We start from the raw sequence: 14,783 nt of genomic DNA, 5'->3' as shown, positions 1-14,783 counted from the left end.
CATCATTTTCAACTTAGCCGTGCTAAAACAATGTACTTTCTCATTTCGTTTCAAATTGTTTCCCCATTCATAAGGGATAGAGAGTCATACGTGCTTAGATGGGAGGATGTTAAGTTTTTGGCTTGGTATTTTACTCTTAACTAATTTTTTGGCGGCTCAACTTGCTATCAAACATTTACTGATCAAATAGTCTTGCTACTGTGGCGAAATCTTAGGTGTGATTAAAAATAATATATTGTGATTCTACATGTTCAGTGTTATCGATATTTATCATAATTTAAGCAAGGTTTTGGGTCTCATAAATAGGATAAAACAATGGATAGTGACTGTGATTTGCAAGCCTAGGGTTAAATCAAATGACTTGCAAAGTTTTAAGTTAAATATTTACTTAGCCGATATACGTCGATGCTGCACGTGAGAGTCTGTCGTTTACTGCTGACCATGCTTGCTCTTGTGGTGGTTGCTCTACCAGAATAGTTAAACATGAGTGTTTATCGATTTGATGCAGCGAATCATAGAGATTTTTTGCGTAATCATGAGGTTCTTCTGCTAAACATGTGATGTTGTTAATAGGCACATGTTTAAATAGCAGCGCATCGATGGCAGCTTTTGAATACACTAAATAATGTGTTTTATCGTTGTCATGCTCATTAATCTCAGTGATTAATTGTTCAAGCGATATCAATGTTGTAGGAGTATTCGGTTGATAGTGGGCGCTGACATTGCCTGGCACTATTTCGTTATGTTTTAAAGGTACTGCCACGGTTAGTCCTGTTACCTGCTCAATTTCTACTGCGCTAATAGGACCTGGCCTCAAAATACGCAGAGTTTGATCAGTAACTTCCAGTATGGTTGATTCAATGCCATAGGAACATTTCCCGCCATCTAACACCGCCGCAATACGACCATTTAGGTCGTTGATAACTTGCTCTGGTGCTATTGGACTCAATTGTTTGTAGCTATTTGCTGACGGCGCGGCTAAACCGGTATCAAGTTCGGTTAATATTTTTAAAAATAAAGCATTTGCTGGTACTCGTAAACCAATAGTATGCAAACCACCTGTAACAGGATTATTTAATCCTGTTTTTGCTTTAAGGATCATCGTTAAGGGGCCTGGCCAAAATGCATCTGCAAGTGGTTTTACACAGGCCGGTAATTGCTCTGCCCATCGGGTTAAATGACTTTGATCAGGAATATGTACAATCAGGGGATGGCTTTCAGGTCGTTTTTTAGCAGCAAAAATTTTTAATACGGCACTAGGAATTGTTGCATCTGCGGCAAGCCCATATACTGTTTCGGTTGGCAGTGCGACACATTGCCCCGACTTAAGCAAGCTGATCGCATCTACGATACCTTGCTCGCCTGATAACATTTTAGTTGAATTAAATGGTGTCATTTAGTGTTAGTCTCATGGGTTACAAATTTGACAATAAGTTGGATCAGCCAACGCGTTGTTGCTTGGAACAACACAGCTATGTTGGCAATGATCACAAGCGATTAGATGATGCTTAACTTGCTTGGTTGGTAATGAACATTGGCTACAAATTAGCCCGGCTATTGCCTTTTTAATCACAAAATTAGCTGCCTTACACTGGAGGCAAAATGACGTTAAGCGTCTTGCTAAATCTTTCGCTGCGTTTGCGATCATAGTTTGCCGTTCAGGGCTATGCATGGCTCTTAAATCGGGGGTGATTTTCCCCGAAGATGGTAAATGATAAGTAAACCTTGCTAGCAATTCATCTAGGCTTAGGCCTTTTTCAAGCGTATGCGGCAATGTTAATATCCAATGTTGCTGTTCAAACTTGGCTAGCTTTTCGGCTATTGTTTGTGCGGTTGTATGATGTTCAATGGGTAAGCTAATGGGTGAAAATGGCCCAGCAGCATGGCCATAAATAGCTGTGTTTGTATCACGCTGATACAGGCAAAGTAATTCAGTATTGAAGTTAACTAAGCCAAAATAAGGACCACCACCAAAACTTCCTTCGCTGCCTAAGCCAAATGCAGCATTACTGTATTCACACGCTTGTTTTGCTTTAGTTAATGCTGCTTGTTCAGGTGAGCATGTACGAGCAATTTCACCACTAAAGGTGCCCAATGAATCGGTATCAAATGCGTCAGACTCTCTAATCTGATAGCCTAAAGGCTCAAGATAAGGAGCAATCCAGCGTGATTTTTGATGCTTAGTCGCAAGAACGATGTGTGGCATTGTTGTTAACCTTCATTGGCATGAATACAGTTATGCCACCTTCCTTTAAAAAAGCGCTCGATTTCATTGTTATCACCCCACCGAAATAAGCTTAGCCAGTCGTTATCTACCAGGTTTTTGATCATGCTATGTTTTTCATATATCGATGCAATTGCCTGTTGTGGAGCGGCAATATAGACGCTTAATCTTAGTGGTTCATGCATCCATTTTTCACCATTATGTAATGATTGCATAGCAAGGCCAATGCGCAAATCACCGCCATTACCTTCAAAGATGCCTATATTTCCTCCCACTGCATTATGCAGTACTTTGTTACCACTACCATATTTAAAGTTATCTGTGACCGAGATATTGTATTGGGTATTAATCCAGTTGGTGACGATCATCGGTGCAGTCATAATGAGCTCTAATAAACTAAAATCAGTATCATGTTGCCACTGGTAATCATGTAAAAAGCTGCGGCCTTGTAGATCCACCTCGCGAGTCCAGCTTCGCGGAGCAACAATAAATGCGGCATTATTAGCTAACCCCCACTCAGGACGAACTTGTGACCAGTCATTTGCTCGCTGCTGATAGGCTTTGTTTATTTCTTGGTGTGACTTCAATGCTAGGCTTGGTTCGATATGCTGTATTCTTTCGCGCTGAGCTTGTTGAGTCGCCGCTGATAACCATTGCTTAGTTGTGTCGTTCAGTGGTTCATCAAAAATTGTAATGTGGTCGGTTGTGGTGTTGTGTAGCGCGGCAACAAATTGGCAGTTTGTGGGGACAGTGGCTCCGCGTTTTTTTAATGCTTGGCGAACCTGCTGATCATTTAGTAATGACGCTAACACACGCACATTAACTTCGCCTGTTTGTCCTCCGCAGGCTCCGCAATCAAGGCCAGCTGCATGTAAATTATTGGTAGTATGGCTACCGTGACCGACCAACAATATAGTCTCAGCATAGTGTTCTATCGCCATGGCATTTAATACCGTATATGCAAGTTCTGCTTTATCTTGAACATTAAGTTGCTGATCATTTTTGTTTAATTGCCATTGCTCGTTATGGCTTGACTGTATGCCATCACGGCTTGCTAAAAAAGTATTTTTTAGCAGTTTAAACGCGTATAACCAACCCGCGGATTCAACCATTGAAAACGCAGCTGGTGCGGCTTTAGACCAGCTCTGCCAAGCCGCTGTAAGCTTTCGCTTTGATAACGTTTTATTGTTTGTATGTTGTTCACTGACCTGAATTATCGGTTTTAATAACCCAGGAAGTTGTGGCCGCTTAAGGGCACTAGAATGGGCTTGGTATTCAATAGGCAGGCCAAAAAAGCCTGCAAAGCCGAATGTTTCAATGGTTTGGCTTTGTGATTCTAATGCTCGGCGCATCACTTCTGAGCGAACATCAATACAAAATATCGCCTGTAATTGTGTCTTAGTAACGGTTTTTTTATCAGCATTAATGAGCTTTTGTTGCAGTGTTTGTTGATAATTTAGTTCTGCTGCTTTAGCCCACACCCATATTGGACGCTGAGCAATTTTATGGTTATTTAAACGCTCGGATATTTGTGCTTTTTCTTGCTGCCATTGACTGCTTAACAACGCATAACTTGGCTTATCATGGTCCTTAAGGTAACGCCAAATAACTAAATCCCACGCCATACGTATCGCTAATAATTGGTACATTTCATCGTGGGGCTGTTGATATAAGTCCCCTTGCCAACGTAAATACGCCAGCCACGAAGCCCAGCCATTAATATCGAGTAACAGGGCATGGGCATAATACTCTAAGCAGTCCTCGTCAATTCCTAACGTATTGATTGTTTCTACAATTAATTGGTCAGCTGAGTCAGGTAACTGAGCAAAATAGCTGTTGAGGTGTTTTTCATCCATGATGATACTAACCCCTTTGTCTGCTTTGATCACTGTTAACCAATGATGGTAGAGATCACTGACTTGAGAAATATCGTTACGATGTAGCATAGGGCCAAGCTGTTGATAATGTGCCGCACAAAATTGACTGATTTGATGAATAATTTCATCGTGCCAAGCCATCTTATGTGGATCTCGTTGAGTATCAAGCAAGTCAGAAATGTTATGCCAGTGCATCAGTGGTAAATCAATTTTCAGTGACTCTTTTAGCTGTTCAAGTGTTAAAACAACTCCTAATATATGGGTTGCATCACGTAAGTTTTCATCGGTGATTGCTTGTTGTTGATATTTTGCTTGATAATAAGCTTTAGGCATTTGTAGTTTGGCATTGGTCAATACGCTTATGCGAGCACTGACTTGCTCGATGGGCATATCGCGCATGTGCCAAAAGGGATTCACAGCAATCATTTGATCAAGTGGCCAACTGGGTGCAATGTAGTCACATACTTTTGCTAATATCGCTTTTTCTGTATTGTTAAGTGCTTGCTCAGTGTTACAGGAGGTAGCGGTATTCATAATTGTGACTCCTTTGCAATAAACGTCTGGTTGTGGTGCTTCGTATTTGTTTGCTTATCAACGGGAAGGCGAATAGGCCAAAGTTTTAAGGTTAACCGAGTGAACCATTCATCAAGATACAGCCCTGCAAATAACATGGTTGAGAGTGCTTTTACTTTAGGGTGTTGGCTTTGATTGCGAAGAAAGTAACTTAATGCCATTAATGTTGTAATCAGTACGATAGCCCAGATATCAGCGATGCTAAATGCCGCTTCACGCCATGCTGTGGTATCGACAGCTAAGCCAAATAGTGTTTTTAATCCGACGTAGCTTAAGGTCGCAATAAGAGCGATAAAAGTGATGGGTATTAGCATACTCCTCCCTGCAATACCGTGCTTTGTAGCAATCAGTATTGTGAGTGCTAATGTTAGTAGTAACCAAACACTGATAGCGCCACTGTAACCACTGATAAACCATGCCGAAGAAACAATAACTGTTGAAATAATCATGCCTCTGAGCCAATCAGCTAATGAGGGAGTATGTTTTGGTGCATGACGGCGATTAATATCTTCATTAATTGCGTTACCTGCATTTAAAAATGCGTATGCTTTATACATAGAATGTGTCACTAGATGCATGAGCGCCAGTTCGAAAAGTCCTAATGCACATTCTAAGAGCATTAAACCCATTTGTGCGCTGGTTGACCATGCGAGTCGAACTTTAACACTGACCCGAGTCGTCATGACTAAGGCGCTAATTACAGTGGTTAACCCTGCTACGACCAGCACTAACCACTGGGCAATTGTTGCTTGCATAAACAGTGGCGCAAATAAAATTAATAAAAAACCACCTAGGTTAATCACCCCTGCATGTAAAAGCGCACTGACAGGAGTTGGCGCTTCAACAACTTGGATAAGCCAACCATGTAACGGAAGCTGTGCGCACTTGATCAGCGCAGCCAGTGCAATAAGACTGCCAGCGAGTTGTTCACTCAATGTTAGCTCGACGGTATTATTTATGTAGGCCGCAGTGATCTCAGTGATCAACCAGGTATCGTGTACGTTATATAGCAGTGCAAAAGCGATGAACAAACATGTTTCAGCTAAACGGGCGACAATGAATTTTTTATGTGCGGCCAGTGCTGCACGTGGCCTGTTAGGATAAAACATTAATAACTTGTGTAGCGCGAGACTAATTGATAGCCAGCCCAGCCAAAATAGAATTAAATGATTACTTAATACAACCAGAGTAACAGCCGATAAGGTCGTCAATAACCATCGCCAAAAGTAATTAATACGTGGCTCACCAGCCATATAGTTTTGACAAAACCTTACCAAGCAAATGCCGATAAACACGATTAGCGCCAGCATAATGATTCGAGTGGTTGTGAAAGAAAGGGCTGATATTAACGACAGGGAGAAAGTGGTCTGAGCAGTTAACGCACCTATAAGTAACAGAGCATTTGCGATTAGTACATAAAAGATGGCCTTGCCATTATTGGCCGTGGTTTTGTTACCGATAATGTAAGCCGTTAGCAGCATGCTAAGGGGGATAGCCAACATTAACAGTGAAATAATTAACTCACTCATTTACTGCTCCTTTTAATTGATGCAATTAGGGGCTGTTTATTTTTCGAGGTTACTTTTGCAGCCGTATGTTTAACTTTTAGGCAAGGCAGAACCTATCTCGTGTGGTTATTCCCCATAAATAGTTGATAACGCAGCGTAAATGCCAAACACCCGCTGCCCGAAGGATTCTGCCCTGATAGAACAAATTTCAATCCTGAAAGGTCAACAGGACCTAGTATGACAAAGTTGAAAGGCGAAAAAAAATAGATATAATCTATCTAAACGTTCTATTTAAGTTAACTATTCATGAGCCGACTTAATTATCATCATCTTTATTATTTTTGGCGAGTCGCGTTGCTAGGTAATCTAACGCAAGCTGCTAAAGAGCTGCATATTTCGCAATCGGCTCTATCAACCCAAATAAAGCAACTTGAGCACACGATTAACGTTAATTTGTTTGAGCGAAAAGGCCGAAGCTTAGAGCTTACAGATATGGGTAAACGTGTATTAGCCTATGCCAACGACATTTTTAGCACTGGTGAAGAGTTATCTTCGTTTTTGAGCAAAGGTGCAATTGCTGAAAAACAACACCTTTCTATTGGAGTCTTAAATACGCTATCGCGAAATTTTATTGAAGAATTTATCAATCCATTGTTAAGCTCTTCCTCGGTCACTTTTTCTTTAACCGCACGGCGTATGGATGGTTTGCTAAATGGTTTGGCGGAGCATGAATTAGATTTAGTACTGACAAATAAACCCGTAGGAACAGAGCATCATAATGAGTTATGGCAAAGCCAGTTAGTTTCGCGTCAACCGTTGGCTATCGTAGGGCCTGCTGATGGTAAAATCAGTAGTGAGTTTCCAATTGGCTATGAAAACGCACAATGGGTATTACCCAGTAAAACGTCGGCAATAAGGGACTCATTTAATGCATTGTGTGCTCGCTGGCAATACAAACCAGAAATTAAAGCAGAAGCCGATGATATGGCGATGCTGCGATTACTGGCACGTGATAGTGGGGCATTATCGGTATTACCATCGGTGGTCGTAAAAGATGAAATAGAGCAAGGGGTATTAATTGAGTACCAGCGCTTACCTGATGCTTACGAGCATTTTTATGCCATTACAGCACAGCGTAAATTTGTTCCCGATAGTTTAAAGCAATTACTCGCAGTAAAGTGCTAATATTACTCAAGCATCGTTATGCTGCGTGATTAGGTTTTCAATAACGGTATCTTAGTTGCTAATTTATCCACATCTCTGAAAATTTAGTCAATTTTTAAGTGCTCAATCAATAAGAGAAAAGTATGTTGAAACAGGTTGTAATGATAGGGTTTTTGTTGCTATGCAGTGTTAGTTTTGCCGCACAAGAGCCTTTAGTCGGGCAGATCAGTGCTGCTAATTTATTAAAAAATTACAACGGCTTCGAGCAGCAGTACGATAGTTTTAAACCGTCTCAACACGAATTAAATACAATCAAAAAACTAGCTGGTAAAGATATACTAGTGCTGTTTGGTACTTGGTGCCATGACAGCGAACGTGAAGTACCAAGATTGTTAAAGCTGATTAAGCAATCTCAGTTAACATTAAAAAGTTTAAAATTAGTGGCGGTAGGATTCGATAAGCAAGATGATAAAGGCATTGCAAAAGCACATCAGTTAAAGTACACCGCGACAATTATAGTAAAAGAGGGTGATATAGAACTTGCCCGCATGATTGAAAAGCCCAAGCATTCATTAGCAGTTGATCTCACTCAGTTTAACTAATTTAGACACAGCTTTGCTCAATGAATTAATCTTTTAGTAAATCTATTAACTAAAGAGCTGGTTTATTTAATATGGCGCTTATCTATGAATGAAAAAATTATTGCTGCTATTTTGGTATTTGTTGGCTGTATTGTTTTAAGTTTAGTTTTTCACTTGGCACTGAAGAAGGTTGAACGTCGTTTTGATGGCCATGCCGCGGAATCGTTTCGTTTAATTTCAAACTCACAAAAAGCGATTTTGATTTTTATTGGCACTATATTAGCGCTCTCTAAGCTTGATTTTGATGTAACTGGTTTAGTAGCTGGCTTGGGTTTAACAGGGTTTGCGTTAGGGTTTGCGCTTAAAGATGCAATTTCAAATCTCGTTGCAGGGATAATGATTGTGCTTTACCGTCCAATTAAATTAGGCGACAACATCGAGGTCGCCAGCTGTAAAGGTGTCGTGGTCGATTTAAACCTCAGATATATTACTTTACAGATCGATGGCTGTCGTCATTTAGTACCTAATTCGCTAATCCTGAGTAATAAAGTCACAATAAATAACCCGTAGCGGTTTCATTGTTATTACACCGCTACGGGCGCCCTTTAAGCTTTTTGCTTTTGGGTTGAACGAGCTATTTGCGCAATTAAATAAACAAATAAAGTGCCCGGAAACCCAAGTACAAACGTTGCAACTTTATAGCCATTTTCCACATTTTGTTTTGGGTAAAGGTAGGCAAAGAGCACATTCATTATTATCCAAAAGACTAGTGCCATAGGCGAAACAGGCACATTAGTTGCGGTTGATAAATCACAGTGTCCTACTTGTAAACTAAATGACAATTGTTCACCCAGTATCATACACTGCTCATTTAGGCTCAGTAATACACTACAAATAACTAAAATTAAAACGACGCTGATCAGAATTAATTGTTTCATGGTTTTTCCTTTTTAAATTTGTAAGTTTGAATAGGGCGCTTTGCACCTGACCAATTCAAAGTACGTTTAAGTGAGAAAAAGCACGATAACTAAGTCATTCATTAATCATGACTTAGTTATAATCATGGTTATAACTATGATTATAACTAAGTGTGTAAAATATAATTTGTTATTATTCAGTGCCTTGTTGTTTAACATCGGCAATAAGCTGATAACCGCGTTTCATAATTGATTTTATATATTTAGGGTTTTTTGTATCAGCATCATCAAACGCTAGACGCAGTTTGCTGATCATCCGGCGCACTGCCGTATCAGTTACTATCTGATTTTGCCAAATATTGTTGTGTAATTCCTCTAAGCTAACAATGCGCGGTTGTTGCTCAATTAAATAGCTTAGAACTTGTAAGCACTTGGGCTCTAAAATGGTGCTGTGTTGGCCATTACACAAACTTTGTTCTGTTTGATTAAATTGAAATTGACCGATGAGTAATTGTGGTAATGCTGCCGATGTTTGCGCTGATGCAGTTGTTGGTGGTAACGCTGTGGTTGTGTCTGCAGTGGGTATCGTCGGTTTATTGCGTTCGCGTAACGTTTCTAATCCTTTATTAATACCCAGTCCTAGGTAGGTTACCCCTAGCACAAGTGGGCTTAATGGAAGCGCTAAAATGAAAAGCACACACTTCACGACAAGGTGACATCGCGGCGCTAATATTAGCTGAGCGAAAGCCGTGTTTATTAATAGCCATACTAGAAGGTAAAGAGTAACGGGCACATCCTTTGCGTTATCTTCACTGCACGAGCCAATACGAACCCCTTCAACGAAATATGCAAGGTCAAAACAGGTGGCATCAGCGTTAAAACTAAAACCAAAAAAGAGTAGCAAAGTCATAAGGGCGTATAGCATAAAAGTCCTTTTTTATCATGAGAGCATTTTTGGCTAATTGTACCAAGCTAGGTTTGCTTTTGTCTTTCTTTCAACTAGCTAATTACTATTGAGCTGATTAAAATAGCTTACAAATTTAATTGTAGCGACTAGCCAAATGTTTGAGCATGTAATAGCGTTAATTGATGAAGCAAATAGCCAGGATCCTAATCAAGAATACTATGCAGGTAAAGTGTGGCCTAAAGAGCGTTTATATTCAGATCGTATGACGCAGATGTTAAACCGTTTTAAATCTGATGCTGATGAGCTAATGCATATTGCTGTGAGAGCACAGCACATAAAGCGTTGGTGTTCGCCGCGAAGTCACTTTCCAATGGATAAACAAGGCTATCATCAGTGGCGCAGTGCGTTGTATGTTTTTCATGCCAGTACTGTGGTTGAATTAATGCAGCAAGCTGGTTGTTCTGATGTTGATAAGCAACGAGTATATGCAGCGGTTGCGAAAAAACAAATCAAGCGTAATCCTGATAGTCAATTGGTGGAAGATATCGCAAGTTTAGTGTTTATTGAGTATTACATGTTGGCATTTGTGCAAACAAAACCAGACTACGATGAGCAAAAGTGGATTGGGATTTTGCAACGTACGTGGCAAAAAATGTCTACTGAGGCACATGACTTTGTGTTGGCGGGTAATATTACTTTACCAGCGCCGTTAGTACCGCTAATTGAAAAGGCGCTTGCACCGAGTTAATATCTCACTGCGATGAGTAATAAAATGCAAAGGAACTGGATATGCGCTGCCCAAGGACAAATATAGAACTCACTAAACTAATGGTCGGGGGGATCGAGGTTTTCTCATCCGCCAATGGCGGGGTATTTTTTGATAATCGCCAGATTTTTAATTTTAGTGATCCATCTTTAAAAAGAGCGCTGGTGCTTGCTGAGCACTTGGCTGCTTTACCTGACACAGACGTTGATTTAACGGCACGAATTAATTGTCCTAAGTGCCCGAGTATCGTGATGATGCGGCGCTTTTTTACACCTCTTCATGTGGTCGAAATTGATGAGTGCCCAAGTTGTGCGGGTATTTGGCTAGATCCAAAAGAACTTAATAAAATTCACGACAATCACTTAACAGCGAAAGAAAAACAATTACTAGTGAACCAGCAAGCCAATAATCATGGTTTTATACATTTTGAAATACCGACTAATCGATTTAGCCAGCGAGGTATTAAGAAAAACCACAACAAAAATACCGAGAGTTTAGTTGAAATCGCTTTAGCTTCGTTTTTGGACTAACTCTGCAGAGCAACTTAATCTTGGTTAAGTTGTTGTTTTACGTTTTGTACTTTCGCTAAAGTTTGCTTATCAACAACCACAGGCAATACCAATTCTATATTTTCTAATGTGGCGATGACTTGTGTTTTCAACTGTGTCTGCTGTTCAATTTGCATAACTTTAAGTGTTTCAGCGGTTTGTAATTTTACTTGTTCAGTCACTAGCGCTTCAGTTGGGCTTAGTAGCATCAATGTTAGTAGTAATGTATTCATATTAATCTCCTTATTTAAATTACCGCTAAGATAAGGAAATTAGATGACAGTTGCGTGTGGCTTATATTGCTACAAAGTTAAACTTTAATGCTGTTTTGATGAAGAGCTAGGCTTGTACTAAGCAGATCAAAGTACCTTCAATGGCTCGTACGTAGGCATAATATTGAGTTCCTCTACAGCTAGGGGGGCAAAGAGGCTCTGCGCCAGCAAGCACCGCTTTATCGTAACTTTCACTGAGATTAGTACAGCTAAAGCGCAGCTCAAAACCTAGCGCTGGTTGCTTTGGGTGAGCGCGTATATAACCTTGTTTAAAATGGGCTTGAGCAGATGGGTGATTTGCAAACGCTATTTTGACAGCACCTGTTGCAAGCTCACCATATTCGGCATTATCACTGATTGATGAGGTACTCAAGCCAAATGCTTGATAATAAAAGTCTAAGGTTTCTTCAACGTTATCAACGTAGATTATTTGGCTTATGTATTCCATTAACACCTCTTTGAATATATTTAACCTAATAATAGATGATTATTTTGTTAACACTTAATAATTTATTTAATAGCTTGAATAGTTTTTGGAATTTCAATTGTTAATCATATTGCAAATGATAATTCTTTGCATTATGATCCCGGTAATTATTAACGGGGAATTGACATGAAATTAAAACTTTTATCTATTGCGATTAGTGCAGTAGTGCTCGCTGGCTGTGGCTCTAGCGGTGAATCGAACTCAGCACCAACATTTTCACAAGCTCAGTATTCTGTATTTTTAAATGAAGATGCTAGTGCAAGTTTATTAGTGAACGCCTCTGATAAAGACAATGATAGTTTGACTTACTCTCTAGCAAATGCTGCGAGTAACGGTTCGGTCTCAGTAAGTGCTAGTTCAGGCGAAGTGATTTATACGCCTGATACAAACTTTAATGGAGAGGACTTTTTTGCAATAACGGTATCTGATGGCGAAGATACAGCGACTACAACTGTCAGTGCAACTGTTGCAGCGATCAATGACTTCCCTGTCATTACCATGGATAAAGTTCAGGTTAGTGGTGGAGAAGTTAAAGTTGGTCAAGTTAGCGCCAGTGATGTTGACGGCGATACACTCACTTATTCTATAACAAAACAACCATTTAATGGCGAGCTCGTTATAGACGCGCAAAGTGGAGAATTAACTTATACCCCTTCAACATTAACAAATGCCATTGATAGCTTTGAATTGACCGTAAATGATGGAAATAATGGTGTTGTAGCAAAAACGCTAGAAATAGCCACTAACTTGGCAACTAATGCTGACCGTGCTTACTATTATTATGCTTCTGAACAATCTCATCTTAAACGTTCTGAAGTTCTTACTGCCAATATCGAAAATGATATTAATCTTGGTGGTATCTATACAGCTTTAGCTACCGGATACGCTGAAGCAGGGTTAGATAATGAAGTTGAACGTTTCATCACTGCTGACAGTATTATTCGTGATGACCTACGTGCTGTTGCACTTGTTAATGTTGCAAATCAGTACAATTTGCAAGGTAAACTTGAGCGAGCAAATGAGCTCCGCTTAGAAGCGAGTAATTTGTATTCGCAATACATCGCTGCCAAAGGCATTTCTGCATTTGCGGTTGAAGATCAAGATTTCTTTTATGAGCTTGCTGATTCTTATTTAAATGCCGGTGAGCCTGCACTTGCACTACAAAGCTATAATGTTTTAGATATATTATTAAGTTCAGCCCTTAAAGCCGAGCAAACAACACAAGCATTACGGCTGTTCTTTGGTTTTAGAAACTCAGTTGATGAAGTGATAGCAACATGGCAAACCAGTCGAGAGCAAGCTGATTTTGACTATGCGCTTAGCATGGCCGACAGGCTTTATGAATTTGCTAACATGATAGGTTACCGATACGTATCGAATGACCGAAATGGTAATGAAGGAAAACCTTATTTTAGTACCCGCCAAGTTGCATTAGGTGATGTGGTTGAAAACTATCGTTTACTAGGGCAACTTGATAAAGCTAAAAGTGCGCTTGCTGATGCACTGGCGCTTCATGGTGTAGTCAATTATGACGAAGCTTATACCCGCGAAAAAGATGAATATGCTGACGTTACAATGGTCGAATATCCATTTGGCTTGATAAACTTTGCAGGGTCCTTTGTAAACTTATACCCAAATTTAGACTTAGAAACGAGCTTTTTAACCCCATTTGAACAAGGAAGTACATATTACGATTGGGCTAAGGAAGATGCTGAAGACGCGCGGTTATTTGCGTACGTTAGAAATATTGAAGATGCAGATGAAAGCTTAGCGTTAATTTTGGCCGCAAAAGATGATAGCGATCTAAGACGATTATTTACTAATATCATTGCGTTTAATAGTTCAAATCCTGGTGGCTCACGTATTTTAATCGACCAGGGGCGCTATGCTGGTGCTGCAAAGTATATCGCGGAAGGCTTGAAATTATTGAGTTCTGAGCAATATATAGCGCAAAACATTGGGGATCAAGTTTTCGTAACAGGTACTACTGGGTGCCAGCTATTGCTTGAGCAACTGTTCGAAGTTATTCGTTTAACTGGCGAACAAAGCTATCGAGAGCAAGCGAATAAAACACTGACTACATGTCGTGAAATATCACTAAATAACTATGCACAAGTCAATGGCACAGAAGTAACAAAAGAGGATGTCGTTGCTTCGAGTGTTGATCTTATTAAATACCACAACCCATTGGGACAAAATGAAGCCGCCACGCCACTTATCGAAGTAGCTAAAAGCTTTTTAGCAACTTATGGTGAAGAAGATCTTGCACGAAAGGTTTCAGATACAGGCCAATTAGCTGCTGCGTTTGGTAAAGGTGGCCAATTTGAATTAGCAAACCAATACTATTCAGACTACGCAAATCTAATTAAACAAGTTGAAGAGGCGGTGACAGTAGACAGCCAGTTTGCAGTGACACAAGATTTTTTTGATGCATCAAGCCGAAGCACTTACAACTTTTCGCAGTATTACCGAACGCTAAAATCACAAGCCGGAAGAATCAATAATTACCAGCAACTTATTAGTGATGCAACGGCAATTTGGGTTGATTTGATTAATTGGAACATCAATCGGTTGGATGAAGCTTCGCTACAATTACAATTACAGTATTACCCTGAATTCGCTAATCAATATTTAATGTTAGGTCAATTTGATGCGGCATTAGCATTAAAAGATAAAGCCGCATTAGGAGTGGTAGAGCATGACTCTATAGTTACAGATGTCATTAATTATCTGAGTCAATATGATGCTTTTACAAGGGTGACTATCGCGACAGTTGATACTGATAATGACGGTAAGGCTAACTTCTTTGCACCTTATGCTAGTGATGAAATGATTGCTCAGTCTGGCATCGAACTTGATTTAGACAGTGATGGTGACGGTGTAAATGATGACGCTGACACTTATCCTTTGGATGAGACTCGTCAGTAAAATGAATATACGATATTTTACTTTTGGGCTG

The 14,783-nt window shown here is 39.9% G+C and carries 14 protein-coding genes; 6 read left to right on the top strand and 8 right to left on the bottom strand.

Translation table 11 applies throughout. From position 1 onward, the window contains the following. Positions 1-388: 388 nt before the first annotated feature. From H5180_RS01655 to H5180_RS01640, 4 genes are read right to left on the bottom strand one after another with little or no spacing between them, the layout of a single operon-like run. Positions 389-1,396 (bottom strand): L-threonylcarbamoyladenylate synthase, encoded by a 1,008-nt coding sequence (locus H5180_RS01655; protein ID WP_182732405.1) that lies wholly within the window; start codon positions 1,394-1,396, stop codon positions 389-391. A 12-nt stretch (positions 1,397-1,408) separates the two neighbouring features. Then, a complete protein-coding gene (locus H5180_RS01650) occupies positions 1,409-2,206 on the bottom strand; it encodes a DUF6671 family protein (RefSeq protein WP_182757537.1) in 798 nt (265 codons plus the stop codon). A 5-nt stretch (positions 2,207-2,211) separates the two neighbouring features. Next, positions 2,212-4,635, bottom strand: coding sequence for a YbcC family protein (locus tag H5180_RS01645; protein ID WP_182757536.1), 2,424 nt, complete (start codon positions 4,633-4,635; stop codon positions 2,212-2,214). Then, on the bottom strand, positions 4,632-6,203 hold the full coding sequence (locus H5180_RS01640; protein WP_182732408.1) for an NADH-quinone oxidoreductase subunit L: 1,572 nt from the start codon (positions 6,201-6,203) through the stop codon (positions 4,632-4,634). Before H5180_RS01640 ends, H5180_RS01645 begins: the two co-directional genes overlap by 4 nt. Before the next feature lie 285 nt (positions 6,204-6,488). Here H5180_RS01640 and H5180_RS01635 point away from each other — a divergent pair, with 285 nt between their 5' ends. From H5180_RS01635 to H5180_RS01625, 3 genes are all read left to right on the top strand, one after another. Continuing rightward, on the top strand, positions 6,489-7,367 hold the full coding sequence (locus H5180_RS01635; protein WP_182732409.1) for a LysR family transcriptional regulator: 879 nt from the start codon (positions 6,489-6,491) through the stop codon (positions 7,365-7,367). A gap of 122 nt (positions 7,368-7,489) precedes the next feature. Further along, positions 7,490-7,948 (top strand): thioredoxin, encoded by a 459-nt coding sequence (locus H5180_RS01630; RefSeq protein WP_182732410.1) that lies wholly within the window; start codon positions 7,490-7,492, stop codon positions 7,946-7,948. 84 nt (positions 7,949-8,032) lie between these two features. After that, positions 8,033-8,497 carry a mechanosensitive ion channel family protein gene (locus H5180_RS01625; RefSeq protein WP_182757535.1) on the top strand — a complete coding sequence of 155 codons (465 nt, stop codon included), beginning with the start codon at positions 8,033-8,035 and terminating at the stop codon, positions 8,495-8,497. Positions 8,498-8,532: 35 nt separating this feature from the next. Here the strand turns inward: H5180_RS01625 and H5180_RS01620 are convergent, their stop codons facing one another. Next, entirely contained in the window at positions 8,533-8,865 is a 333-nt protein-coding gene (locus H5180_RS01620) for a hypothetical protein (protein ID WP_182757534.1), read from the bottom strand. A 172-nt stretch (positions 8,866-9,037) separates the two neighbouring features. Beyond that, positions 9,038-9,769 carry a winged helix-turn-helix domain-containing protein gene (locus H5180_RS01615; RefSeq protein WP_259399516.1) on the bottom strand — a complete coding sequence of 244 codons (732 nt, stop codon included), beginning with the start codon at positions 9,767-9,769 and terminating at the stop codon, positions 9,038-9,040. A 136-nt stretch (positions 9,770-9,905) separates the two neighbouring features. On the opposite strand from H5180_RS01615, the gene H5180_RS01610 reads away from it, so the two are divergent. Together H5180_RS01610 and H5180_RS01605 are read left to right on the top strand one after the other, a co-directional pair. After that, on the top strand, positions 9,906-10,499 hold the full coding sequence (locus H5180_RS01610) for a DUF4202 domain-containing protein (RefSeq protein ID WP_182757533.1): 594 nt from the start codon (positions 9,906-9,908) through the stop codon (positions 10,497-10,499). A 41-nt stretch (positions 10,500-10,540) separates the two neighbouring features. Further along, positions 10,541-11,047 (top strand): zf-TFIIB domain-containing protein, encoded by a 507-nt coding sequence (locus tag H5180_RS01605; protein WP_145239731.1) that lies wholly within the window; start codon positions 10,541-10,543, stop codon positions 11,045-11,047. A 14-nt stretch (positions 11,048-11,061) separates the two neighbouring features. Here the strand turns inward: H5180_RS01605 and H5180_RS01600 are convergent, their stop codons facing one another. Next, positions 11,062-11,298: a hypothetical protein gene (locus tag H5180_RS01600; protein ID WP_145239728.1), complete on the bottom strand. Its 237-nt coding sequence runs from the start codon at positions 11,296-11,298 to the stop codon at positions 11,062-11,064. A gap of 106 nt (positions 11,299-11,404) precedes the next feature. Beyond that, positions 11,405-11,785, bottom strand: coding sequence for a VOC family protein (locus H5180_RS01595; RefSeq protein WP_145239725.1), 381 nt, complete (start codon positions 11,783-11,785; stop codon positions 11,405-11,407). Positions 11,786-11,950: 165 nt separating this feature from the next. Here H5180_RS01595 and H5180_RS01590 point away from each other — a divergent pair, with 165 nt between their 5' ends. Further along, positions 11,951-14,752, top strand: coding sequence for an Ig-like domain-containing protein (locus tag H5180_RS01590; protein WP_182757532.1), 2,802 nt, complete (start codon positions 11,951-11,953; stop codon positions 14,750-14,752). Positions 14,753-14,783 lie beyond the last annotated feature (31 nt).

Origin of the sequence: Pseudoalteromonas sp. SR41-4, from assembly GCF_014163985.1 — a bacterium.
GTDB lineage: Bacteria > Pseudomonadota > Gammaproteobacteria > Enterobacterales > Alteromonadaceae > Pseudoalteromonas > Pseudoalteromonas rhizosphaerae.
The sequence above is the reverse complement of the archived record's forward strand: the minus strand, read 5'-3'. Positions and strand labels throughout refer to the sequence as shown.

Excerpts from the sequence above, each read along its gene's own strand:
- H5180_RS01655 (WP_182732405.1), bottom strand. The coding sequence starts at position 1,396 with ATGACACCATTTAATTCAACTAAAATGTTATCAGGCGAGCAAGGTATC.
- H5180_RS01650 (WP_182757537.1), bottom strand. The coding sequence starts at position 2,206 with ATGCCACACATCGTTCTTGCGACTAAGCATCAAAAATCACGCTGGATT.
- H5180_RS01645 (WP_182757536.1), bottom strand. The coding sequence starts at position 4,635 with ATGAATACCGCTACCTCCTGTAACACTGAGCAAGCACTTAACAATACA.
- H5180_RS01640 (WP_182732408.1), bottom strand. The coding sequence starts at position 6,203 with ATGAGTGAGTTAATTATTTCACTGTTAATGTTGGCTATCCCCCTTAGC.
- H5180_RS01635 (WP_182732409.1), top strand. The coding sequence starts at position 6,489 with ATGAGCCGACTTAATTATCATCATCTTTATTATTTTTGGCGAGTCGCG.
- H5180_RS01630 (WP_182732410.1), top strand. The coding sequence starts at position 7,490 with ATGTTGAAACAGGTTGTAATGATAGGGTTTTTGTTGCTATGCAGTGTT.
- H5180_RS01625 (WP_182757535.1), top strand. The coding sequence starts at position 8,033 with ATGAATGAAAAAATTATTGCTGCTATTTTGGTATTTGTTGGCTGTATT.
- H5180_RS01620 (WP_182757534.1), bottom strand. The coding sequence starts at position 8,865 with ATGAAACAATTAATTCTGATCAGCGTCGTTTTAATTTTAGTTATTTGT.
- H5180_RS01615 (WP_259399516.1), bottom strand. The coding sequence starts at position 9,769 with ATGCTATACGCCCTTATGACTTTGCTACTCTTTTTTGGTTTTAGTTTT.
- H5180_RS01610 (WP_182757533.1), top strand. The coding sequence starts at position 9,906 with ATGTTTGAGCATGTAATAGCGTTAATTGATGAAGCAAATAGCCAGGAT.
- H5180_RS01605 (WP_145239731.1), top strand. The coding sequence starts at position 10,541 with ATGCGCTGCCCAAGGACAAATATAGAACTCACTAAACTAATGGTCGGG.
- H5180_RS01600 (WP_145239728.1), bottom strand. The coding sequence starts at position 11,298 with ATGAATACATTACTACTAACATTGATGCTACTAAGCCCAACTGAAGCG.
- H5180_RS01595 (WP_145239725.1), bottom strand. The coding sequence starts at position 11,785 with ATGGAATACATAAGCCAAATAATCTACGTTGATAACGTTGAAGAAACC.
- H5180_RS01590 (WP_182757532.1), top strand. The coding sequence starts at position 11,951 with ATGAAATTAAAACTTTTATCTATTGCGATTAGTGCAGTAGTGCTCGCT.